This window comes from Enterococcus sp. AZ188, assembly GCF_050544075.1.
Lineage (GTDB): Bacteria > Bacillota > Bacilli > Lactobacillales > Enterococcaceae > Enterococcus_D > Enterococcus_D entomosocium.
The window spans coordinates 3,728,450-3,750,000 of the sequence record NZ_CP172943.1 but is presented as its reverse complement, the minus strand read 5'-3'; the positions used below and the strand labels follow the sequence as shown (position 1 = coordinate 3,750,000).

Genomic DNA, 21,551 nt, shown 5'->3' with positions numbered 1-21,551 from the left:
TTAGCTCAGTTGGTAGAGCATCTGATTTGTAATCAGAGGGTCGAGGGTTCAAGTCCTTTAGCCGGCATCAGGAATACGCGGAAATAGCTCAGTGGTAGAGCACCACCTTGCCAAGGTGGGGGTCGCGGGTTCGAACCCCGTTTTCCGCTTTGCCTTAGCAATTTTCAGCCGGGGTGGCGGAACTGGCAGACGCACAGGACTTAAAATCCTGCGGTGAGTGATCACCGTACCGGTTCGATTCCGGTCCTCGGCATTTCATAATATGCGCCCATAGCTCAATTGGATAGAGTGTTTGACTACGGATCAAAAGGTTAGGGGTTCGACTCCTCTTGGGCGCGTAGTCTTTTTATTTGTTTCATTTTTATTATCGGGAAGTAGCTCAGCTTGGTAGAGCACTTGGTTTGGGACCAAGGGGTCGCAGGTTCGAATCCTGTCTTCCCGATTTTTTGATGCCTGAAGCATTCGCTTCAGGCTTTTTTGTGTTTTCAGCCAGTGAGAAGACCTGAAAATATGATACAATAGTAAAAAACGAGGAGGAAATTGTTTGAAGGGACAAATCATCAAAGCGCTAAGCGGATTTTATTATGTGGCATCAGAAGATGAAATCTTTCAAACCCGCGCTCGAGGAAATTTTCGAAATCGAAAAATCACTCCTTTGGTTGGGGATGAAGTGATTTTTGAAAGCAGCAATCAAACAGACGGCTATCTTTTAGAGATCTTGCCGCGAAAAAATGAGCTGGTTCGACCGCCAGTCGCAAATGTGGATCAAGGAGTGGTCGTGACAAGTCTAGTTGAGCCGAACTTTTCCTATAATCTATTGGATCGCTTTTTGGTGACCTTAGAGTATGAGGGGATCGAACCGATCATCTTTTTGACAAAAGCGGATCTTGTGAAAGATCTTGCCGCAATGAAAGCAATTGAGGAGACCTATCAAGCAATTGGCTACCACGTGATCACGTCAAAAGCAGAAGGCGAAGATCTATTGGAACTTCAACGGTACTTCCCTGAGCGGATCACTGTCTTTATGGGGCAATCCGGTGCTGGAAAGTCTACGCTATTGAATCGAATCGTCCCGGAATTGGCATTGGAAACAGGAGTGATCTCAGAATCTCTCGGACGGGGGAAACATACGACCCGTCATGTGGAGCTCTTGCCGATTTGTGATGGATTGGTTGCCGATACACCAGGATTTAGTTCGATCGATTTTCTGGAAATCGAAGCAGTAGAGTTACCAAAGCTCTTCCCTGATTTTTTAGCAGTAGCTTCCAACTGCCGCTTTAGGGAGTGTATGCACCTCAATGAACCTGATTGTGCAGTTAAACAGGGAGTTGCAGCAAATGAGATTGCTGCAACTCGTTACAAAAATTACGTGCAATTTTTAGAAGAGATTGAAAACCGACGTCCGGTTTATAAAAAGAAGAAAAAGTGAGGGAAAAGCATGATGAAACTAGCACCATCTATTTTAAGTGCCGATTTTGCAAATCTTCAAAGAGACATTGAGTTAGTGGAACGCCATGGCGCAGATTACATTCACGTAGACGTGATGGACGGTCATTTCGTCCCTAATATTACCTTAGGCCCAAACATCGTTAAAGCGATTCGCCCAGTTACCAAGCTGCCGTTGGATGTTCATCTAATGATCACCGAGCCAGAAAAGTATATCCATGCCTTCGCGGAAGCAGGCGCAGATATCATTGGTATCCACGCGGAAGCAACGCCTCATATCCATCGTGCGATCCAAATGATTGTGGCAGAAAATGTCAAAGCAGAAATCGTCATCAACCCAGGCACACCAGTTTCAGCCATTGAACATGTTTTATCCATGTGTGATCAAGTGTTAGTTATGACGGTCAATCCAGGGTTTGGTGGGCAATCATTTATTGAAGAATCACTGGAAAAAATTGCGGCGCTGGCTGCTTTAAAAGAAGAAAAAGGCTACCATTATGATATCGAAGTAGATGGCGGGATCGTTCCTGAGACAGCCAAACGCTGCCTGGAAGCAGGCGCAAATGTCTTTGTAGCAGGAAGCTATATTTACGATGCCGATGAACCTGCGGCGCAAATCAGAGCCTTGAAAGAAGCTTTGCAATAAATGAAGATTTTGTTAGCGGCAGGTGGAAGTCCTGAAAATTGGCCACAGTTGATGGCGTATGATAAATACATTGGAATTGATCGTGGGGCCCTGTTTTTGCTTCAGCACCAACGGCCAGTCGATCTGGCAATCGGTGATTTCGACTCCCTGACCGCAGCAGAACTGCAAGCGGTCAAACAACAAGTTAAAACAGTGATCCAAGCCCCTGCTGAAAAAGATGATACAGATACCCAATTGGCATTGGTTGAGACGTTGCGTCTTTATCCAGAAGCGCAAATCGACGTGATTGGTGCAACGGGGGGACGCCTTGACCATCTTTTAGCCAATCTGTGGTTAGTTTTAGAAGATCGGTTTCGTCCATTTGCCCCAAATCTGCGTTTTTTAGATCGTCAAAATGTCGTTCAGTTCTTTTTACCAGGCACCTATCAATTGGAAAAAGAACCCGGGATGCAGTATTTGGCGTATTGCTGTTTGACGCCGGTAACAGATTTGACGTTAACAGGTAGCAAGTATTTATTAGAAAACGTCCAAGTACCGTACCCAACTTCATATGCCAGCAATGAATTTCTGACACAAACAGCAGGTTTTTCCTTTAGCAGCGGGATGATAGCAGTCATTCAAAGTTGTGATTAAGAGACGGAACGTCTCTTTTTTTTGTTGAAAATTTCAGAAACTTAATTACAAAAAAAACATTAAGACGGACAACTTAGCTTTTGTTTGCAGGGTATTAATGGTAAAATTGGAACTACAGTTTGGAATTATTTGAGGTGTCTTTGTGAAAAAGTTTAATCCTAATAAAAATATTATCATCACATTGATTATTGTGATTTTAGTTGTCACCGTATTAAGCGTGACGATCGCCCGCCGAGCAGCGGGAAACTCCACCAATGCCGTGCAATCTACGGTCAATGACTCCGTTGGCTTTATCGATAAAATGATTACCGCTCCTTTTCGTTGGATCGAAAATGGTGCCAATTCAGTCAAAAATTTGTTTGTGACCTATGAAGAAAATGAACGTTTAAAAGAGAAATTGGACAGTTTTGAGGAACTGGAACAAGCGAAGGACAATGCGCAAAGAGAAATCGATGCCTTGAAAGAAGAGCTAGAGCTGAATGCAACCTTGACGAATTATGAACGGATCTCCGCCAATGTCATCAATCGGTCACCTGATACTTGGCAAGATATGCTGATCGTGGACCGCGGATCAAGAGATGGTGTTGAGGTCAACATGGCAGTCATGTCGCAAAAAGGCTTGATTGGTCGTGTCATTGAGGTCAATGCAGCTTCTTCTAAAATTGAACTTTTGACTTCTGAAAACCAGAATTCCAACCACTATCCGGTTCGGATCAGCGGCGAAGATGGGTCAAACTTTGGGATCCTAAGTAGTTACGATCAAAAAGAACGTTCCTTAGTCATTACCCAATTGACGGGGGACAATGAGCTGAAGGAAGGCGATGTCGTGCAGACCTCTGGATTAGGAGGAAACTCGCCCGCCGACTTAGCGATCGGAACAGTGATCCGTACCACCAAAGATGAGTTTGGTCTTGATACCCAAGTATTTGTAAAACCGTATGCCCAAATGTATGATATTCAAGCAGTAACGATTATCAAACGCTTGGCAGGTGAGGAATAGCCATGAAAAAGCATGACTACATCAAATACCTGGCAGCGGGCGTCTTCTTTTTGATGATGTTGGCAGATGGACAACTGACGCGTTTTTTGGAAAAATGGACCCAAGACAATTATATCGCCAGTGCGCATCTTTTATTGATCGCCCTTTTATGTGGCGCGAAGTATTTGCCGAAAAACTTTTTGATCACCACGGCGCTGGTGATCGGCTGTCTCTATGACGTGTATTATGTCGGTGTGATCGGCATCTACACGGTGGCGTTTCCCTTGATCGTGTGGATTATGTATATTTTGAAAAATACGCTTTATCAAAATGTATTTACCATGTTTTTCGGAATGATCATCTTTGTTACCAGCTTAGAAGTTGTGACATTGGGGGTTCAATTGCTGTTTAAGATCGCATCAGTTAGCACGTCATTCTTTGTTTCCCGCTTTTTAGCACCAACGCTTTTATTGAACATCCTTTTGTTTATCCTTTTAGTTGTTCCATTCATGAAGCTATTCAAAGACGAATAGCTTCATTTTTTTTGCGTTTGACTGTATAAAAATAACAGTGATTGAAATGTTTTTGTAATATTCCTTTTATCTCTCTGACATACGGCTGTGTTACAATCACACTATCGTGAAGGACTTTAGGTATTCTTAAGCATTTATACATAAAAAAACCATATTAGGGGAAGCAACAGCCGGAGGAATGAAGAGTGAAAAAGCGAATTTTATCTTTATTGTTAGTAAGTTCAATTGTTCTTACTTCTGCAGCAGCACCGACACTTGTCTTTGCATCAGATTTTGACAATAAAATTGAAGAAAAAAATCAAGAGATCTCTGACTTGCAAAACCAGCAAGCGAGCATCCAGTCACAAGTAGCAGCACTTGAAAGCGACGTGGCTGCAATCAATGAAAAAGCCCAAACTTTGTTGCAACAACAAGGGGATTTGCGTGCGGATTCTGAAAAGTTGAAGCAAGAAATTGCCGATTTGAAAGTCAGAATCGAAAAGCGTGAAGAAGCGATCCAAAAACAAGCTCGTGATGTTCAAGTCAATGGACAAAGCACGAACTTTATTGATGCAGTATTAGAAGCTGACTCTTTAACAGATGCTATTGGCCGTGTGCAAGCAATGACGACGATCGTCAATGCTAACAAAGATCTTGTGGATCAACAAAAAGCAGACCAAGAAGCAGTTGAAGCGAAAAAAGCGGAAAACGACGATAAATTGGCAGAGATCGCAGCGAACCAATTTGAATTAGAAACACAATTAGGGGATCTACAAGCCAAACAAGCTGATTTGAATGTTTTGCAAGCGGAATTGGCTGTTCAACAAGCATCTAAAGAAGATGAAAAAGCTGATTTAGAAAAACAAAAAGAAGAATACGAAGCAGAACAAGCTCGCATCGCTGCGGAAGAAGCGGCGGCAGCAGCAGCTCGTGAACAAGCAGCACAAGAAGCAGCGGCTCAAGAAGCGGCAGCAGCTGAAGCAGCTACTCAGGAAGCAGCACCAAGCGAATCTTCAACGTCGAATTCAACGACATCAAGCGCCACAACAAATTCTAGTACGACGACTGATACTACGCAAGGCAGTTCATCACAAGGCAGCGGTTCAGCAAATACGACACCATCGACACCTGCCAATAATAACAATAGCAATAACAACCAAGGATCAAATAATAGCAGCAACGGTTCAAGCAGTACTCCTGCACCCGCACAAACGGTCAATGGTTCAGCAATCGTAGCAGAAGCAATGAAATACATTGGTACCCCTTATGTTTGGGGTGGTACGACACCAGACGGCTTTGACTGTTCTGGCTTTACACAATATGTATTTGCTAAAGTTGGGATCTCATTACCACGGGTAACTTACGCACAAGAATTTTCCGGTACGGTAATTTCGATCAACGAAGCAAAAGCCGGTGACTTGTTATTCTGGGGTAGCCGCGGAAGCACACACCACGTGGCGATCGCTATGGGTAACGGACAATACGTTCATGCACCAACACCTGGTCAAAATGTTTCTGTCAGCAGTTACTCTTATTACTCACCAGATTTCGCGGTGCGCGTAAACTAAATCAATTGAAGCTATTTCAAAAGCTGGCGTTTTACGTCAGCTTTTTTTGTTTTCAGTCTTGCCAGAACATCTTATAATAGAGAAGAGAAAGGAAGCGGATAAAATGAACAAGACCTCGTCTTCCAGAGAAAAAATGATAACGGTTAAGTTTTATACGAATTATCTTTCTCGCATGATGATGCCGAATCTAAGTATTTTTATTGCATGGATGCTGATTTCATTCCTGCTGCCTTTGTTTTCAGTCGATCAACAAGTGATCCAGCAAATGGAACAAGGGGTCTTGACTGTGTTGCTGCCCCTCATGATTGCTTATACAGGTGGGCAAATGTTGGCACCTGAGCGAGGTGGGGTCGTAGGAGCAGTGGCGGTCTTAGGGGCTATTCTCGCAACGGAAATTCCCCAAGTCTTTGGGGCGATGCTACTGGGACCACTGGCAGGCTGGCTGTTGTATCGCAGTGATTCGATCGTGAGCAAAGTCAAAAGTGGCTATGAGATGCTGGTGCGCAATTTTATTGCAGGTGCGCTTGGCGGACTCCTTTTTTTAGGTAGTTATTTCCTATTGGCGCCGCTTTTTAATTGGTTCAGTCTCGGCAGCTATCAGCTCGTTGATTATTTCGTTCGGCAAAATGTCTTGCCCTTTATTCATATCATTGTAGAACCATTGAAGGTTTTGTTTTTTAATAATATTGTCAACCATGGACTATTTACGCCGCTAGGAATCGAAGCCGCGGCAGTTAACGGTCAGTCGGTTTTATTTTTGATCGAGGCCAACCCCGGTCCAGGATTAGGGGTCTTAGCGGCGTATCTTTTCTTTGGTTCAAAGCGAAACCGAACGAATGCCGCAGCATCCATTTTTGTGCAGGCCATTGGCGGGATTCATGAAGTCTATTTCCCGTTTGTTCTGCTCGATCCTTGGGTGTTGCTCGGTCCGATCGTTGGTGGTTTCAGCGGTACACTGATCTTCCAATTTTTAGGAGTAGGCTTGAGAGCACCGGCGTCCCCGGGCTCGATTTTGGCGATTTTACTCAATACACCGGCTTCTATGATCCTTGGTGTCTTAACTGGGATTGTCGTCAGTACGGTCGTATCGTTTGCGATCGCTAGTGTGCTATTAAAACGGAAGACCAATACAGAAAATGAGGAGCGTAAGATGCCGAAAATGAAGAAAGTCACGGAGATCGTCGTGGCCTGTGACGCAGGGATGGGGTCCAGTGCGATTGGTGCCAGCATACTAAAAAAACAGTTGCAAGAAGCCCAGCTAACGTTTCCTGTCCGCTATCAGTCGATTTATCGTGTGACGGATGATCCCAAGCTGTTAGTGATCACCCAACGGGAATTAGCAGCTATTGCCCAAAAGCAGACACCACACGCACAGCATTATGTGCTAGATAATTTTTTGGCGGCAGATGAGTATGCTCCGCTGATCCAAGAATTACAAAGAAGAGAACAGGATCCGCAAAAATCGTTACAAATCGAAGCAGCAAGTTCGCTAGGGTTTTCAACGATCATCTTTTTGTATACTGGAAAAAAACGCGGTTCACAAACGATGGCAGTGGAGATATTAAGAAAAATGGCTCGCCAACAAGCGCTGTCTTTGACCATCAAAAAAATGGCATATGAAGGACAAGCTCTTGATCCTAAGACAGTCTATATCCTCCCGAAAGAACTTGCAGAAAAGTGCCCGATCCCAGATGTTCCTTTACTGGTGGTGGATGATTTATTGACGACAGATGCGTATCGTCAGTTACTGACAGAAGGAGTCGACTATGTTTTTGACCAATCGTGAAACACTTTTATTAACGGAATTGATGAATAGTACCGGTCCAGTTTCTTTAGATCGCATGATGCAAGTCTTAAAAGTCAGTAAACGAACGGTGTACCGTGAACTGGCTAATCTAGAAAAATCCTTAGAAACAGTAGATGCTACCTTAGAGAAGGTCGGTCGTGGTCATTTCCAAATTTTTGCATCAGAAACGAGCATTCGCCAATTGCAAGAAGCCATTATGGCAGATACCGATCAAGCATTCGCGGCTAGTGAGCGACAACATCGTATTTTGTTGCAACTGACTACCGCCACGAAGCCTGTATCCAGTCATTTTTTCTTGGAGCGTTACCAAATCAGCAATACGACGTTTTTTTCAGACATCAAACAGCTTGAAGAGAGTCTCGCACGGCTGCCGTTAAGGATCGTGCGCAATCAAGGGTATGAGATTGAAGGCTCCGAAAAGTATCGGCGGTTGATCACAGCCAATACACTAGTGATGGAGATCAATGAATACCAATTTTTCCATTTACTGGAAACCGATGATGAAGCCCCGTTTATTTTTCAATTTCTGTCCCGCGACCACCTATTACTAGCCCAGCGGTTGATTCGCGAAACCATCGAGCCGCAGTTCAAGGAACTTAGTGACCGCAAATTGGCCTTTATCGTCTTGATGCTGGCGCTAGCCATGGATCGGGTAGCTTTGGGCTATACGGTGGAAGAAGAGACGTACCCGAGTCAGATCAACAAAGACTTGCTGAAGGTGGCGAAAAAGATTTTTGCTCAGATCGCCGAAAAGACCAAACTGCTTTATTCCATCAACGAAATCGTCTTTTTTGCCGTGTTACTAGGTGATTTTGCCAATTCCTTTGACCGTGATTTTTTTGATGACAATTTTGATACCGACTTGGCTTATCGTGTAAAACGCTTGATCGAATTGGTCAGTGAGCAAACGGAAGTGGCGTTTTATGAAGACACGAACTTGTATAAAATGCTGCTGACCCATATCTCAGGAGTAATGACGCGGGCTATTTTAGAAGAAGATCATTTGAACAACCCTATCCTAGAAAAAATCATGAACCAGTATGTCGAGATTGCCAGCGGGATTCGCAATCATCTGCCGCAAGTCTTTCCGCAGCAGCAGTTCTCGGAAGAAGAAATTGCCTATATGGTCCTGCATTTTGCCAATTCGTTGGAAAAAAATCCGAAAGTGTTAGAAGTCAATATTGCAGGGATCTCTCCTAGCGGATTAGCCTCCATCAGTTTGTTAGAGATGCAGCTGCGGAAACATTTTCCCTTTATCAATCAAATCACCTTCTTTCGAGTGGGGGATGTCAAACGGGAAAATATCGAGGAGACCTATGACTTGGTGATCTCGACTTCATTGCTGCCAGGGTATCAAGGAGAGTACAAACTCGTTTCACCGATCCTGCTAGAAGAAGACATTCAAGAGTTGAAGAAGGCCTTCCAAGCCATTAGTCAGAAAAAACGTTCCGCCAAAAAAGCGCCCTCTGCTTTGGTCAAAGAGGAATCCTATGAAGCGGTCTTGGCTTTTATCGAAGCTATTAACCAGCTATTGGCGCTGTTTCAAGTGCAGGCGATTGATAACCCAGCGGACTTGGAAGAAACGTTGCAGCTGGTGCTGACGTCTTTTGATGCACATGTTGTTTTAGATCGTGAGAAAGTTGTTGATCGTCTCTTAAGGCGCTACTTCCAAGCGCCAGTGGGCATTCCTGACACCCACTTTGCCTTGTTTCACGCGGCGAGTTCGGCGATCCTGCAACCTGTTTTTCGTATTTTCGATTTGAAACAGCCGCTGCCACTTCTAGCGATGGATAAAAAAGAAATCGCTGTTACCCGTTTATTAGTCATGCTGGCGCCCTATCCTATCAATGAAACAAGCTCTCAGATGTTAGGGAAGATCAGTGGTTCGATCATTATGAATGATCTAAATACGGAGATTTTTAATTCCGGCAATGATTCGATTATTTATCAGTTACTCTCTTCGCTCTTGATTGAAGAAGTAAAACAATAGGAGGGATCAGCGATGTATATTCCACAGGAGCGGATTTTGTTGGATCAACACTTTACCGATGCCACAGAGGCTCTGACAAAAATTGGCGAGTACTTAGTCAACCAGGAGATCGTCTCTTTACCTTATGTCAAAAGCCTTTTGCGGCGCCATCAAAAAACAGGTGTTTACATCGGTAACTTTGTTGCATTGCCCCATGGGGAAGAAGAAGCCCAGCAATGGATCAAGGAAGAAGGGCTCTTTTTGATCCAAGTGCCGGATGGCGTCGACTTTGGCACGAAGGAGCAACCCAAAATCGCTACGATCCTTTTCGTAGTCGTCTTAAAAGAGCAGCAATTAGCTGTTTTGCAAGAAATCGCCTTTTTTTGTTCCGATATGCAAAATGTTCGGGCGCTTAGTGATGCCGAATCGGTTGAAGAGATCCAACAGATTTTGCTTGCAGAAGAATAAGCGGTCAGCAGCAGACTGGCTTGTAACAAGAGAAGCGAACGAAATGAGTGAATGAGCTGCCTCCGTGTGCTCGCTCTTTCTACCTTGTGTAGAAGGAGCGGGTACACGTTTTTTTTTGTGTTTTGGCAAAAACCAGATAGAAATGCTCCACGTGAAACATAACAAAAATAAGCGAGTGCAGGGGCTACTCGCCTTTTTTTGTTCTGTCTGTTTGGCTACAAGTTTTGGCACAGTTTTTTGTGCCAAAGTACGACTTTCGACCGTTTTGGGAAGCGCCTACAATAAGGGTGTAAGCAGACGAGAGGAGAGAAAAAAATGGAACAGACACAAAAAGCAGCCAAATCATCAGTAAAAGCAAAAGTTCAAAAATTAGGCAGTACGTTGTCGAGTATGGTGATGCCAAATATCGGCGCATTGATTGCATGGGGTGTATTAACGGCATTATTTATTCCAGATGGGTATCTACCAAATGAAGCTTTTGCAACGATGGTCGGTCCAATGCTAACGTATTTGATCCCAATCTTGATCGGGTATACCGGCGGGAAAGTGATTGCTGGCGACCGCGGGGCCGTGGTTGGGGCGATCGCGACGATGGGGGTCATCGTCGGAACAGATATCCCAATGCTATTGGGTGCGATGATCATGGGTCCTTTAGGCGGTTGGGTCATCAAGAAATTTGACGAGATCTTCCAAGACAAAGTTCGCGCTGGCTTTGAAATGTTGGTCAACAACTTTTCATCAGGTTTGATTGGCTTTGCCTTAGCATTACTGGGCTTTGTAGCAATCGGGCCAGTTGTTAACACCTTGACACAAGCAATGGCAGCAGGGGTAGAAGTGATCGTCAATGCCCACTTGATTCCATTAGCCAATATTTTTATTGAACCAGCAAAAATCCTATTCTTAAACAATGCCATCAACCATGGAATTTTGACGCCACTAGGTACTGAGCAAGTCAGCGAATTTGGGAAATCGATTCTTTACTTGTTAGAAGCCAATCCTGGACCTGGTTTAGGAGTCTTGCTAGCCTTCACTTTCTTCGGAAAAGGAGCAGCGAAATCTTCGGCACCTGGAGCGATCATCATTCACTTTATCGGTGGGATCCATGAGATCTACTTCCCATACGTCATGATGAAACCATTGATGTTCTTAGCAGTGATTGCCGGCGGTGTATCAGGAAGCTTTACCTTCCAATTGTTAGGTGCAGGCTTACGGGCACCTGCTTCACCAGGTTCGATCATTGCGATCTTAGCAATGACGCCATTCAACTCGGTGATGAGTGTCGTTTCTGTCTTAGCCGGAATTGCCGTAGGAGCAGGCGTGTCCTTTATCGTCGCTGCCGCGATCTTGAAAGCAGATGCGAAGGATACGGTGGATAATTTTGAAGAAAAAGTACAACAAACGCAAGCAGCAAAACTCAGCGCCAAAGGTTTGGCGGCTCAACCAATGACTGGCATCAATCGCATCATCTTCGCATGTGATGCAGGCATGGGCTCCAGTGCTATGGGGGCATCGATATTACGTAAAAAAGTCAAAGAAGCGGGTCTTCCACAAAATGTTTCGAATTCCGCCATCAACAATTTGACGGACGATGCCAATACATTGATCGTCACTCAAGAAGAATTGCAAGAACGTGCCAAACAAAAAGCGCCAAATGCGACTTTCGTCGCGGTTGAGAATTTCCTGAACTCTCCACGGTACGATGAAATCGTAGCCACATTGTCAGGGACAAAGACAGCGGGGGAGTTAGAAAAAAAGTCTGAAGCAGGCAATCAGGCAGATGTTCCTTCCGCCAATGACCTTAAGCAAGTCAGTGAAATCATTTTGGCCCACGATGATCGCAAAGGTTCGGCAACGATGGCTCAGAAAGTCTTCCAAGATCTTTTAGCCAAAGAAGCTCTGACGATGCCAATCAGAAAAAGCCATATCAATGATCTCCATGCCAACGCCTCTTCCCTGGTGATCACAAAAGAAGCCTTAACGCCGCAAGCGCAAACCTCAGCGCCAGAAGCGATCCATCTATCCGTTAATAATCTGATGGGAACGACGAACTATCAACGGATCGTGGCATCGATCAAAGCAGCGAATTAAGAAAGGATGAGCCGAATGCAAGTATTAGAAAAAGACATGATTGAATTGAACAAACAATTTGCGACCAAAGAAGAAGCCATTCGTTACTGCGGCGAAAAACTGCTGGCGGCAGGCTGTGTGGAAAAAGAATACGTCGAAGCCATGCTTGAGCGTGACGAGATGCTCTCAGTCTATATGGGGAACTTTATTGCGATTCCTCACGGTACGGATGAAGCCAAAAAATACGTCAAAAAATCAGGTATCTGTATCGTGCAAGTGCCTGATGGCGTGAATTTCGGTACAGCGGACGAAGAAAAAATCGTCACCGTCCTTTTTGGTATCGCGGGCAAAGGGGAAGATCATCTGCAATTGGTCCAACAAATCGCCCTCTTTTGCAGTGATATCGATAACGTCGTCGAATTGGCGGATGCTTTGGATAAAGAAGAAATCGCCCAAAGTTTGACCGTAGCATAAGGATTTAAGGAGGATACAAGACATGAAGGCAGTTCACTTTGGTGCAGGTAATATTGGTCGCGGCTTTATCGGCGAGATATTGGCTGCCAACAACTTTGAAATCACATTTATTGATGTCAATGAAACGATCATTGACGCCTTGAAAGCAAGACAAGGGTATACCATCGAATTAGCCGATGAGACCCAAGAACAGATCCACATCGAGCATGTGACAGGATTGAACAATGCCAAAGAACCAGAAGCGGTGATCCAAGCGATCGCCGAGGCAGACATCCTTACGACCGCCATTGGTCCCAACATTTTGCCGCATATCGCTGAGCTGATCGCCAAAGGCTTAGAAGCACGTCAGCAACACCCAGACAAGCCAGCCATTGATGTGATCGCCTGTGAGAATATGATCGGCGGATCGACCTTTTTAAAAAGCGAAGTGCAAAAATACATTGCGGATTGGTCAGCGTTGGAAGCGACGGTTGGTTTTCCAGATGCAGCGGTGGATCGCATCGTACCGCTGCAGCACCATGAAGATCCCTTATTCGTTCAAGTAGAACCCTTCTGCGAATGGGTGATCCAAGAGTCAGGGATGAAATCCTCGATCCATCTGCAAGGGGTCCATTATGTGGCGGATCTGGAACCGTATATTGAACGGAAATTATTCAGTGTCAATACGGGTCATGCCACGGTAGCGTACACAGGCGCCCTCCAAGGCTATCAGACGATCGATGAAGCGATGCAGGACCATTTAGTGGTGATCCAATTAAAATCCGTTCTCGAAGAAACTGGCCGGCTTTTAATTGAGAAATGGGCTTTTGATCCTGAAGAACATGAACGGTATATCGAAAAAATCATCCAACGCTTTAAAAACAAACACATTTCCGATGCCATCACTCGGGTGGCACGGACACCTGTCCGCAAATTAGGGACCGAAGAACGCTTTATCCGACCAGTCCTTGAGTTAGAAAAACGCAATATGCAGCCAGATCATCTCTATGAAACGATCGGCATGATCTTCAACTACAAAGACCCTGAAGATGAGCAAAGCCAACAATTGCAAGCACTTTTGGATGAAAAATCACTACCGGAAGTCATTGCAGAAATCACAGGCTTGCAAGATGAAGACATGATTGAAACGATCCGACAAAACATTGAAAAATATGCGTATGTTGCCGCATAAAAACGAGTAAAACACAGAACAAGCAGATAAATTGCCGCATCCGTAAAAGCTAGCCCAACAAGCGAGCTTTTGCGGATAGGTCAATTTCTTTCAACGCTTGTTCTGTGTTTTTTGGCTCACCGATTGACCTTTGCTGCCAACTTGACGATAATAAGAAAAGAAATGAGGGAGAGCAATGGAACGATGGTTTGAAGAAGCCCAGCTTCAAGTAATTGAGTTGCCGATCGAATGGCAGGAAAACCGCCCCGTCTATCGGGCCTTTATCCGTGAATTGCCGACGATCCAAGGGGAAGGAACATCGCGGCAAGCTGTTTACCGGCAGTTGGCAGAAGCCTACGCGGCTTACCTTGCCCAACTTCGAGAGGTCAATGAGGCGCAGGAAGAAATGACGTCTTCCTTATTATCGACGGAAGAATTATTGCGCTACTATGATGGCGAGACCTTCGATGGTTTTGAGTTGCCCTCTGACGAGTAACAGGAAAAAAGCCATTCACTGAAAACTGAAAAGCTACGCAAGAAAAAACCGCTCAGCTGCAGCTCGATCGATACGAAGGATCGAACGCTGCAACTGGCGGCTTTTTTTCTCTAAGAAACCAAGTCTTATTCGTGGTTAGTTCAATGCCTCGGTAATGGCTTGATTGAAGGCATCTAAGTCATCTGGGTTTCGGCTGGTGATCAACCGATAGGTTTCGTCGATCACGACGGGCTCATCTTTGACAGTGGCACCTGCGTAGGCTAAATCTGGTCGCACAGAATCATAAGCCGTCAAGGTCAAATCTTTCGTCAGTCCTGTTTGGATAAACAGTTGTGGGCCGTGGCAAATGGCAAAGACGGGACGATCAGATGTCAAAAAGTCTTTCGTCAATGACACATAGCGCTCATCGGTCCGTAATTGGTCAGGGGAGAAACCGCCTGGGATCAACAAAGCATCAAAACTGGCGGGATCGATCGTATCGATGGCCGCATCAACGGGAAACGTTCCACCTTGTTTGCCTTTTACGGTCTCGGCGCCTTCATTACTAATAACGACTACTTCATGTCCGGCCGCTTCCAGTGCTTCTTTTGGTGACGTCAATTCAACATCTTCAACTAGATCAGTGACAATAACAGCAACTTTACTCATTCGATCTCCTCCTTATTACTTGATGAACAATTTGTTCACCTGCTATTATTTATGCTAACGAAGATTTTCGCTGTTGACAAATCATCTGTTTGTCTGCAGCTTGAAAAAGAAAGAAGGCAACGCCATGGCAACGATCCAACTATTTATCTCTGATACCCCCCTTTGCTTTGAAAAAGCGGAATTCACTTTTATGGAAGAAACATTTGTCATCGAGAAACAGCAACTATTTGAAAAAGTCGATGCGGTGATGCATCAAGAGGTATCCTCGTCCTTGGTTTCATTGGTAGAAAAAGCCCTTTTGACGCTAGAAGCGATCGGGGAAGAAGAGGATTATTTCGACCTGCTTTATTTGACCTATGAGAATACCCGGCGTTCCCTCAGCGGACAGCAATTACTCGCACAGCCTTTTCCAGCTGTAGAGGCAGCCTTGCAGCCGGTCTTTGATGAGTTGGCAGAACCGATCGTAGAAAAGTTTTATGAAGAGCTGACCAATCAATTAGAAGAAATCACCGATGATGAGCTGTTTAGTTCCTACTATCTGGATGATGAGCAAGCGGTGATTCAAATCGATGCCCCGATCCAACATGAAGAAGTAATCGCATTGCCCGCCCTTTTACGGGATTACCATGGCACGTTGCACCTGACCTTTGAAAAGTTTTATGAATACCTTGTGTAGCGGCGGCAACTGTCGTCGTTATTTTTTGTGAAAACAGTTACATGTTTAGTTTTTTTTAAATCCTGCGACAGAAGCCTCGGGAATCTTGACCCTTTTGTCAGAAACGATTATAAAGGTAAGAAGAGGCTGAAGGAACCGAGACTGCCGATGGGCAGAATCGGGTAAGAAAAGGATGAGAATCATGCGAAAAGTCCCGCCTATTTTAAAACCAATTGCACTTTTAACGATATCAACGATCATTGCCACTGCCACCGGCGTGGTGAATTCAGGCAGTTACCGCCAACCAAGTCGTGCGACGGAAACGACAGAAACGACCGAACAAGCACCAAGTGAAAGCACACCGTCTTCGATAACGGAAGACAGTCAAAATCAAACACCTGCTAGCACGGACTCACAACCGACGAACGATGACCAGCAGAACACACCGTCATCCAGCAGTGAAGTAGTAACACCAGAAACGACCCCGTCTTCTTCGGTGCCGACAGAAACGACACCATCAAGCGATGAGAGTGTTTCACCGGCGACACCGGAAAACAATCAAGAAACGCCTTCTTCAAGTGAAGAAACCACGCCAGATCCACAAGGGATCATGGATGAGAATCAAGGAAATGAGTAGGTGAGAAAATGACGCTTATTTTAGATTTAATCAACGGCATCCACAAATTTTTGGGCTATCTTGACATCAGTCCCAAATACTTGAATCGCGCCTATACCATCCTCAGCATCATTCCAACGGCGTATATTTTGCGGATCGTCTATGGAATGTTTGCGAACCAAAACTATTTTCAAGCGATCCTTTATACGATCGGCTTTTTGGTCTTAGTCTATTTTTGGGTACTGAATATCTTCTATTATTTCTTGAATAAAAATATGAAGTTCGATGTCACTCAGACCTTTGTCAAAGTCTTGCCGGATGAAGTCTTCAATATTGAAGGGGAAACTATCAGCACCACCGACATTGATCGTTTGACGACTGAAAAAGCGGTGATCGATTTTGAAGAAGACTATCAGCTGGTATTGGCGAATCATTTGCAGACCTTGATCGCTCAAGAAGAATTGGCGATCAAACCGTCATCCAACGGCTTTACGATCCCGAAAAATACCTTGTACCCTTACTATTTTGTCAAACAGCAAGGGAAAAACGAGTACGTATTGCAGATCGGGACCAGCTACACGGAGATGACGAAAGTCGGCACGATTCAATGGACCGGCAAGCAACCTTTAGAGCCAGTGGGCTTATTTATCACTGGCGGTGATTTTGTCAAAAATGATGTCAAATACCATGAACCCTACAGTTTGAAATTGTACGTCAAAAAAGAGGTCTCCGAAGAAGAACCACAGACCTCAAGACAGGCATATCGACGACAAGCACGCAAATAAGAAAAGGCAGTTCCCCCAGAGCGTTCTCTGAAGGGACTGCCTTTTTGGTATCTCGGTTATTCGATCGGAATGTTTTTTGCAGGTGCGTCTTTGTAGCTAGCTTTCGGTAAAGTCAGGGTCAAAACGCCGTCTTCAAACACTGCTTTGATGGACTCGTCATCAATGTCTGTGATGGTGAAGGTCCGTTGATAGGCACTGCTGGAGCGTTCTTTGCGCAAATAATGTCCGAAATCATCCTCGGTTTCAGTGGTCTCCGTTTGAGCCGCTGAAATCGTCAAGGTATTGTTGACGTAACTGACGCGGATGTTTTCTTTCTTGATGCCGGGTAAATCTGCTTGAACGAGATACTTGTCTTCGTATTCTTTAATGTCCGTGTTCATTTGTCGTTCTTGCCAAAAACTGTTCATTAATTTGCCTAATAGTTCTTCGCCGCCTGCTAAATCTCTTGGAATCAAATTTGCCATGTGGTTCCCCCGCTTTCTTTTATCCATTGAGTTGGTACCTCTATTTTACGAGGAACCAAGCCAAAGGGCAACCAAAATGGCAACAATCATAAAAACAAGAGAAATCACTCAACTATCTTATAAGAATCTGCTATGATAGAACTAAATAACTATCAGATGATTGGATGAATGAAGATGGAGATTATTGAAAAAGCGCCAGCTAAGATCAACCTCGGTCTCGATGTGTTAGAGAAAAGAACAGACGGCTACCATGAGTTGGAAATGGTGATGTCTAGTGTTGATCTAGCCGACCGTCTGATAATGGAAGAGATAGCAGAAGATAAGATCATTGTAGAAACCAACAAAGCTTTTTTACCAATTGATAAACGCAATAATGTCTATCAGGCCGCCAGTATTTTAAAAAAACGCTATAGTATCAAAAAAGGCATCCGCATTCGCATCACCAAGAATATCCCGGTGGCAGCTGGGTTAGGGGGTGGCAGTACGGATTGTGCGGCAGCGTTGCGGGGGATGGTTCGCCTTTGGGACTTGGATCTTTCCATGGCAGAGCTGATCGATATTGGTATGGAAGTTGGTACTGATGTTCCCTATTGTCTGTATGGGACCACTGCTCATATTGCAGGAAAAGGGGAGCTGGTGACGCCGCTGCGGCCGATGCCGCAATGTTGGGTCATCTTAGTCAAACCTCGTCTGAGTGTTTCAACGGGGAAAATCTTTCAAGAAGTCGAGCTAGACCAACTGCACCATCCAGATATCGCAGCATTGTCTGCCGCCGTCTTAGCCGAAGACTACTCGGCTATGATCGCTGCCATGGGCAATAGCCTAGAAGCCATCACGATCCCGAAGTATCCGATCGTCCAACAGATCAAAGATCGCATGATGAAATATGGTGCCGATGTTGCCTTGATGACCGGCAGCGGACCGACTGTTTTTGCTCTTTGTCAAAAATATTCACGGGCACAGCGGGTCTACAATGCCTTAAAAGGGTTCTGCGACGAGGTTTATCTTGTACGTACATTGAAATGAATGAGTCAAGGACACAGGCTGGATTCGCCTGTGTTTTTTTGCATTCCTTCTATAAAATCCAGTTCAATAGTAAAGAATAAGGCAGCTGAGGTAGGGAGGAAGCATCTAGAAGCTGCCCTACACAAAAGTCCCCGACGAAAAAAAGACGTCGGGGTCTGATTCTTTACCTAAAGCAAAGGCTATTCTTTTTGGTGCTGCTTCTTTGCGGATTTTTTCTTTTTGTCTTCTTCGTACAATGGTTTGTCGATCGTTTTGCGGATTTCTTCGGTTTGCTGCGATGCAGGATCTTCCGGTAAATCGATTCGATTCAGCAGTTCGCTGTTGTTTACAGTTGGCGGCACAGTTACAAATTCGTTCATCTTCGTTTCCTCCAAGTGCTTTTAGATGATTATCCTACTTACTCTCTAATTTTTCAAGTTATCACAAAGGAATCGCATGGCCAACGGTGTAAAATAAGACGATGTTCCCGAGAGAAGAATCCGCTTCAAATGAACGTTTTCTCCTATGTTTTCCGATTTATCTCGAAATAAAAGTTTTAAATCGTAAAACGTACGATTTGTCTTGACGAACCGGAAATCATTTGATAGAGTAACTTTTGCTAACAAAACGGAGTTGTTCCGTTTTAAAATAAAAAGATGAGCCAGCAAATGGAAGGGGAAATCCCGATGAAAAAAATCTTACTTACTACAGCACTCCTTTTAGGGGGCGTGCTTCTTGGCGCTTGTGGGCAGCAAGAAGCGACAAGTCAATCGAGTGACGCAGAAAAGCTGTCGATCGTCACGACCTTTTACCCAATGTACGAATTTACGAAAGAAGTCGCAGGTGAGGCAGCGGATGTCTCCTTGCTGATCCCTGCAGGAACAGAACCTCATGACTATGAGCCAAGTGCCAAAGATATGACCAAAATTATGGATGCAGATGCCTTTGTCTACAATAGTCCTGAGCTAGAAACTTGGGTTGCTAGTTTGACGGATTCCGTCGATCCTGAGCAAACAGCAGTGATTGAAGCGGCCAAAAACATTCAGTTGGTGGAAGGCACAGAGGAAGAGCATGGTCACGAGGACGAAGACAGCCATGAAGGCCATGATCATACGTATGACCCTCATGTTTGGACTGACCCAGTCTTAGCGATCCAAGAAGTAGAAACGATCCGCGATGACCTGATTGCGAAGTTTCCTGAGCAAAAGGCAACCTTTACGGAAAATGCGGCTGCCTATATCGAAAAGCTTTCTGCTTTAGATGAAGCCTACCAAGCGGCATTAAAGGATGCGACCCAACGAACCTTCGTTACGCAGCACGCAGCCTTTGGCTATTTGGCACGGCAGTATGATTTAGTCGAAGAATCGATTTCGGGCATTTCACCCGATCAAGAACCAACGCCAAGTCGGTTGGCTGAGCTGAAAGAATATGTGGAAGAAAAACAAGTCAAAGTTATCTATTTTGAAGAAAATGCCTCATCGAAGGTGGCTGAGACCTTAGCCTCTGAAACGGGCGTGGAGTTAGCGGTCTTGAATCCATTAGAAAGCTTGACGCAAGAGCAGATGGATAACGGCGAAACATACCTGTCTGTAATGGAAGACAATTTGGCAGCATTACAAAAAAGTATTCACTAAGGAGGCGCCTGCGTGCGTTATATCGATGTAAAAGATTTGACCTTTTATTATGATGATGAGCCCGTCTTGGAAGACATTTCTTACTTTGTTGAAGACGGCGAATTCGTGATTTTGACCGGCGAAAATGGGGCGGCAAAATCTACTTTGATCAAAGCAACCCTTGGTTTGTTGAAACCTTCTAAAGGAGCAGTCACCTTGGCGACCAAGAATGCAGCTGGTGAAAAATTAAGCATCGGCTACATTCCTCAGCAGATTGCTTCCTTTAACGTCGGGTTCCCCAGCACCGTTTTGGAATTGGTCCAATCAGGCCGCTACCCAAGAGATCGTTGGTTCAAGCGACTGACGAAACGAGACCATGAACATGTCCGCCGTGCATTAGATGCCGTCGGGATGTGGGACGTGCGTCATAAACGGATCGGTGAGTTGTCCGGTGGCCAAAAACAGCGGATCAGCTTGGCACGGGTCTTTGCCACGGATCCTGATTTATTTATTTTAGATGAACCGACTACGGGGATGGATGAACAATCCCGCAATCTGTTTTATGAACTGCTGCGGCACAATGCTCATGACCACGGCAAGTCGATTTTGATGATCACTCATGATCACGAAGATATCAAAGAATATGCGGACCGTCAGATCCGTTTAGTGCGGAAGGAGGATTCACCATGGCGCTGCTTTCATATGAATTCATGAGAAGAGCTTTTCTTGCGGCGATTTTTATTGCTGGTATCGCACCAATGCTAGGGGTCTTTCTGGTGATTCGAAGACAGTCATTGATGGCTGATACGCTGTCCCATGTCTCTTTAGCAGGGGTGGCACTAGGCTTCTTTCTAAATCTAAATCCGAGTTTGACGACGCTATTGATTGTAGTCATTGCCGCAATCATTTTGGAATACTTGCGAACACTGTACCGCAGTTATTCAGAGATTTCGATCGCCATTTTGATGTCCGGCGGTTTAGCGTTAGCCCTCGTCTTGATGAACCTTAGCGGGGGGAACTCCGCAACGAGTATCCAATCGTATTTGTTTGGGTCGATCGTTACGATCACACAAGAGCAAGTTTGGATCTTAGGCTTTTTGTTTTTAGTCGTTTTTGCTTTATTTTTCTTATTCAAACGGCCCATGTACATTTTGACCTTTGATGAAGATACCGCTCATGTCGATGGCTTGCCTGTGCGAGTGATGTCGATGCTCTTTAATGTCTTGACGGGGGTGGCAATCGCCATGATGATCCCGATTGCGGGTGCATTGCTGATCTCTGCGATCATGGTTTTACCAGCTGCCATCAGTATGCGTTTAGGCAAAAGCTTCAACGCGGTGATTTTGATCAGTGTCGTGATTGGCATGATTGGGATGATGTCTGGTTTGACCAGTTCCTTTTATTTGGACACACCACCGGGAGCGACGATCACGCTGGTTTTTATCGCTCTTTTCTTAGTAATCAATTTGATCAAACGCATCGTGATCCTCGTGCAACGAAAACAACGCCTCAAATAAAGGGCTTTATGAAAAAGAAACGAAGAATTTTCG

At 44.8% G+C, this 21,551-nt stretch carries 23 protein-coding genes and 5 tRNA genes (1 of these 28 cut by a window edge); 25 read left to right on the top strand and 3 right to left on the bottom strand.

Going from position 1 to position 21,551, the window contains the following annotated elements; genetic code table 11:
* The 18 genes from IGI86_RS17260 to IGI86_RS17175 all read left to right on the top strand — a co-directional run.
* Nucleotides 1–67: transfer RNA gene (locus tag IGI86_RS17260), tRNA-Thr, on the top strand; it begins 6 nt to the left of the window's first position.
* 10 nt (nucleotides 68–77) lie between these two features.
* Nucleotides 78–149 (top strand) — tRNA-Gly (locus IGI86_RS17255).
* Nucleotides 150–167: 18 nt separating this feature from the next.
* Nucleotides 168–253: transfer RNA gene (locus IGI86_RS17250), tRNA-Leu, on the top strand.
* Between the two features lie 11 nt (nucleotides 254–264).
* Nucleotides 265–338: transfer RNA gene (locus tag IGI86_RS17245), tRNA-Arg, on the top strand.
* Nucleotides 339–368: 30 nt separating this feature from the next.
* Nucleotides 369–442 (top strand) — tRNA-Pro (locus tag IGI86_RS17240).
* A 102-nt stretch (nucleotides 443–544) separates the two neighbouring features.
* Nucleotides 545–1,429 carry a ribosome small subunit-dependent GTPase A gene (gene rsgA / locus IGI86_RS17235; RefSeq protein ID WP_086332823.1) on the top strand — a complete coding sequence of 295 codons (885 nt, stop codon included), beginning with the start codon at nucleotides 545–547 and terminating at the stop codon, nucleotides 1,427–1,429.
* 9 nt (nucleotides 1,430–1,438) lie between these two features.
* Entirely contained in the window at nucleotides 1,439–2,092 is a 654-nt protein-coding gene (gene rpe / locus IGI86_RS17230) for a ribulose-phosphate 3-epimerase (protein ID WP_005232947.1), read from the top strand.
* Nucleotides 2,093–2,725: a thiamine diphosphokinase gene (locus tag IGI86_RS17225; RefSeq protein WP_016612034.1), complete on the top strand. Its 633-nt coding sequence runs from the start codon at nucleotides 2,093–2,095 to the stop codon at nucleotides 2,723–2,725.
* Between the two features lie 142 nt (nucleotides 2,726–2,867).
* The gene (gene mreC / locus IGI86_RS17220) at nucleotides 2,868–3,725 is read left to right on the top strand and encodes a rod shape-determining protein MreC (protein ID WP_005232949.1); all 858 of its coding nucleotides are present in this window, start codon (nucleotides 2,868–2,870) and stop codon (nucleotides 3,723–3,725) included.
* Nucleotides 3,726–3,727: 2 nt separating this feature from the next.
* On the top strand, nucleotides 3,728–4,237 hold the full coding sequence (gene mreD, locus IGI86_RS17215) for a rod shape-determining protein MreD (protein ID WP_008381673.1): 510 nt from the start codon (nucleotides 3,728–3,730) through the stop codon (nucleotides 4,235–4,237).
* A 185-nt stretch (nucleotides 4,238–4,422) separates the two neighbouring features.
* Nucleotides 4,423–5,784 carry an NlpC/P60 family protein gene (locus IGI86_RS17210; protein WP_301388489.1) on the top strand — a complete coding sequence of 454 codons (1,362 nt, stop codon included), beginning with the start codon at nucleotides 4,423–4,425 and terminating at the stop codon, nucleotides 5,782–5,784.
* Between the two features lie 103 nt (nucleotides 5,785–5,887).
* Nucleotides 5,888–7,570, top strand: a complete 1,683-nt coding sequence (locus tag IGI86_RS17205; RefSeq protein ID WP_430617621.1) for a PTS sugar transporter — start codon at nucleotides 5,888–5,890, stop codon at nucleotides 7,568–7,570.
* Complete coding sequence (locus IGI86_RS17200; RefSeq protein ID WP_429968227.1) at nucleotides 7,551–9,581, top strand: BglG family transcription antiterminator; 2,031 nt, start codon at nucleotides 7,551–7,553, stop codon at nucleotides 9,579–9,581. The genes IGI86_RS17205 and IGI86_RS17200 overlap by 20 nt, the downstream gene beginning before the upstream one ends.
* Before the next feature lie 12 nt (nucleotides 9,582–9,593).
* Complete coding sequence (locus IGI86_RS17195; protein ID WP_016612038.1) at nucleotides 9,594–10,028, top strand: PTS sugar transporter subunit IIA; 435 nt, start codon at nucleotides 9,594–9,596, stop codon at nucleotides 10,026–10,028.
* Nucleotides 10,029–10,343: 315 nt separating this feature from the next.
* Nucleotides 10,344–12,116 carry a PTS mannitol transporter subunit IICBA gene (locus IGI86_RS17190; protein ID WP_194199864.1) on the top strand — a complete coding sequence of 591 codons (1,773 nt, stop codon included), beginning with the start codon at nucleotides 10,344–10,346 and terminating at the stop codon, nucleotides 12,114–12,116.
* Nucleotides 12,117–12,131: 15 nt separating this feature from the next.
* On the top strand, nucleotides 12,132–12,569 hold the full coding sequence (locus tag IGI86_RS17185; RefSeq protein WP_005230254.1) for a PTS sugar transporter subunit IIA: 438 nt from the start codon (nucleotides 12,132–12,134) through the stop codon (nucleotides 12,567–12,569).
* 22 nt (nucleotides 12,570–12,591) lie between these two features.
* Nucleotides 12,592–13,740, top strand: a complete 1,149-nt coding sequence (locus IGI86_RS17180) for a mannitol-1-phosphate 5-dehydrogenase (protein ID WP_005232956.1) — start codon at nucleotides 12,592–12,594, stop codon at nucleotides 13,738–13,740.
* A gap of 175 nt (nucleotides 13,741–13,915) precedes the next feature.
* Nucleotides 13,916–14,215, top strand: coding sequence for a hypothetical protein (locus tag IGI86_RS17175; RefSeq protein ID WP_005232957.1), 300 nt, complete (start codon nucleotides 13,916–13,918; stop codon nucleotides 14,213–14,215).
* Nucleotides 14,216–14,350: 135 nt separating this feature from the next.
* Here IGI86_RS17175 and IGI86_RS17170 read toward each other — a convergent pair whose 3' ends face one another.
* Nucleotides 14,351–14,863, bottom strand: a complete 513-nt coding sequence (locus IGI86_RS17170) for a type 1 glutamine amidotransferase domain-containing protein (RefSeq protein WP_008381689.1) — start codon at nucleotides 14,861–14,863, stop codon at nucleotides 14,351–14,353.
* Between the two features lie 124 nt (nucleotides 14,864–14,987).
* Between IGI86_RS17170 and IGI86_RS17165 the strand changes: the two genes are divergently transcribed.
* From IGI86_RS17165 to IGI86_RS17155, 3 genes are all read left to right on the top strand, one after another.
* Nucleotides 14,988–15,539 (top strand): hypothetical protein, encoded by a 552-nt coding sequence (locus IGI86_RS17165; RefSeq protein WP_061053507.1) that lies wholly within the window; start codon nucleotides 14,988–14,990, stop codon nucleotides 15,537–15,539.
* Nucleotides 15,540–15,720: 181 nt separating this feature from the next.
* Nucleotides 15,721–16,155, top strand: a complete 435-nt coding sequence (locus tag IGI86_RS17160) for a hypothetical protein (RefSeq protein WP_061053506.1) — start codon at nucleotides 15,721–15,723, stop codon at nucleotides 16,153–16,155.
* Between the two features lie 8 nt (nucleotides 16,156–16,163).
* Nucleotides 16,164–16,919: a DUF6681 family protein gene (locus IGI86_RS17155; protein WP_086298910.1), complete on the top strand. Its 756-nt coding sequence runs from the start codon at nucleotides 16,164–16,166 to the stop codon at nucleotides 16,917–16,919.
* Nucleotides 16,920–16,975: 56 nt separating this feature from the next.
* Here IGI86_RS17155 and IGI86_RS17150 read toward each other — a convergent pair whose 3' ends face one another.
* Nucleotides 16,976–17,383 (bottom strand): Hsp20/alpha crystallin family protein, encoded by a 408-nt coding sequence (locus IGI86_RS17150; protein WP_034871953.1) that lies wholly within the window; start codon nucleotides 17,381–17,383, stop codon nucleotides 16,976–16,978.
* 174 nt (nucleotides 17,384–17,557) lie between these two features.
* Between IGI86_RS17150 and ispE the strand changes: the two genes are divergently transcribed.
* A complete protein-coding gene (gene ispE / locus IGI86_RS17145; RefSeq protein ID WP_086298909.1) occupies nucleotides 17,558–18,409 on the top strand; it encodes a 4-(cytidine 5'-diphospho)-2-C-methyl-D-erythritol kinase in 852 nt (283 codons plus the stop codon).
* 179 nt (nucleotides 18,410–18,588) lie between these two features.
* On the opposite strand, the gene IGI86_RS17140 is transcribed toward ispE, so the two are convergent.
* Nucleotides 18,589–18,768 (bottom strand): hypothetical protein, encoded by a 180-nt coding sequence (locus IGI86_RS17140; protein ID WP_005232965.1) that lies wholly within the window; start codon nucleotides 18,766–18,768, stop codon nucleotides 18,589–18,591.
* 306 nt (nucleotides 18,769–19,074) lie between these two features.
* On the opposite strand from IGI86_RS17140, the gene IGI86_RS17135 reads away from it, so the two are divergent.
* Genes IGI86_RS17135 through IGI86_RS17125 form a run of 3 tightly spaced genes read left to right on the top strand, consistent with a single transcriptional unit; the run spans nucleotide 19,075 to nucleotide 21,518 of the window.
* Nucleotides 19,075–20,022 carry a metal ABC transporter substrate-binding protein gene (locus IGI86_RS17135; RefSeq protein ID WP_034878800.1) on the top strand — a complete coding sequence of 316 codons (948 nt, stop codon included), beginning with the start codon at nucleotides 19,075–19,077 and terminating at the stop codon, nucleotides 20,020–20,022.
* A 12-nt stretch (nucleotides 20,023–20,034) separates the two neighbouring features.
* Entirely contained in the window at nucleotides 20,035–20,715 is a 681-nt protein-coding gene (locus IGI86_RS17130; RefSeq protein ID WP_005232967.1) for a metal ABC transporter ATP-binding protein, read from the top strand.
* Entirely contained in the window at nucleotides 20,688–21,518 is an 831-nt protein-coding gene (locus IGI86_RS17125; RefSeq protein ID WP_005230272.1) for a metal ABC transporter permease, read from the top strand. The genes IGI86_RS17130 and IGI86_RS17125 overlap by 28 nt, the downstream gene beginning before the upstream one ends.
* Nucleotides 21,519–21,551: the final 33 nt, after the last annotated feature.

Coding starts and splice junctions, on each gene's coding strand:
- rpe (WP_005232947.1), top strand. CDS start 1,439: ATGATGAAACTAGCACCATCTATTTTAAGTGCCGATTTTGCAAATCTT.
- IGI86_RS17225 (WP_016612034.1), top strand. CDS start 2,093: ATGAAGATTTTGTTAGCGGCAGGTGGAAGTCCTGAAAATTGGCCACAG.
- mreD (WP_008381673.1), top strand. CDS start 3,728: ATGAAAAAGCATGACTACATCAAATACCTGGCAGCGGGCGTCTTCTTT.
- IGI86_RS17205 (WP_430617621.1), top strand. CDS start 5,888: ATGAACAAGACCTCGTCTTCCAGAGAAAAAATGATAACGGTTAAGTTT.
- IGI86_RS17200 (WP_429968227.1), top strand. CDS start 7,551: ATGTTTTTGACCAATCGTGAAACACTTTTATTAACGGAATTGATGAAT.
- IGI86_RS17195 (WP_016612038.1), top strand. CDS start 9,594: ATGTATATTCCACAGGAGCGGATTTTGTTGGATCAACACTTTACCGAT.
- IGI86_RS17190 (WP_194199864.1), top strand. CDS start 10,344: ATGGAACAGACACAAAAAGCAGCCAAATCATCAGTAAAAGCAAAAGTT.
- IGI86_RS17185 (WP_005230254.1), top strand. CDS start 12,132: ATGCAAGTATTAGAAAAAGACATGATTGAATTGAACAAACAATTTGCG.
- IGI86_RS17180 (WP_005232956.1), top strand. CDS start 12,592: ATGAAGGCAGTTCACTTTGGTGCAGGTAATATTGGTCGCGGCTTTATC.
- IGI86_RS17175 (WP_005232957.1), top strand. CDS start 13,916: ATGGAACGATGGTTTGAAGAAGCCCAGCTTCAAGTAATTGAGTTGCCG.
- IGI86_RS17170 (WP_008381689.1), bottom strand. CDS start 14,863: ATGAGTAAAGTTGCTGTTATTGTCACTGATCTAGTTGAAGATGTTGAA.
- IGI86_RS17165 (WP_061053507.1), top strand. CDS start 14,988: ATGGCAACGATCCAACTATTTATCTCTGATACCCCCCTTTGCTTTGAA.
- IGI86_RS17160 (WP_061053506.1), top strand. CDS start 15,721: ATGCGAAAAGTCCCGCCTATTTTAAAACCAATTGCACTTTTAACGATA.
- IGI86_RS17155 (WP_086298910.1), top strand. CDS start 16,164: ATGACGCTTATTTTAGATTTAATCAACGGCATCCACAAATTTTTGGGC.
- IGI86_RS17150 (WP_034871953.1), bottom strand. CDS start 17,383: ATGGCAAATTTGATTCCAAGAGATTTAGCAGGCGGCGAAGAACTATTA.
- ispE (WP_086298909.1), top strand. CDS start 17,558: ATGGAGATTATTGAAAAAGCGCCAGCTAAGATCAACCTCGGTCTCGAT.
- IGI86_RS17140 (WP_005232965.1), bottom strand. CDS start 18,768: ATGAACGAATTTGTAACTGTGCCGCCAACTGTAAACAACAGCGAACTG.
- IGI86_RS17135 (WP_034878800.1), top strand. CDS start 19,075: ATGAAAAAAATCTTACTTACTACAGCACTCCTTTTAGGGGGCGTGCTT.
- IGI86_RS17125 (WP_005230272.1), top strand. CDS start 20,688: ATGGCGCTGCTTTCATATGAATTCATGAGAAGAGCTTTTCTTGCGGCG.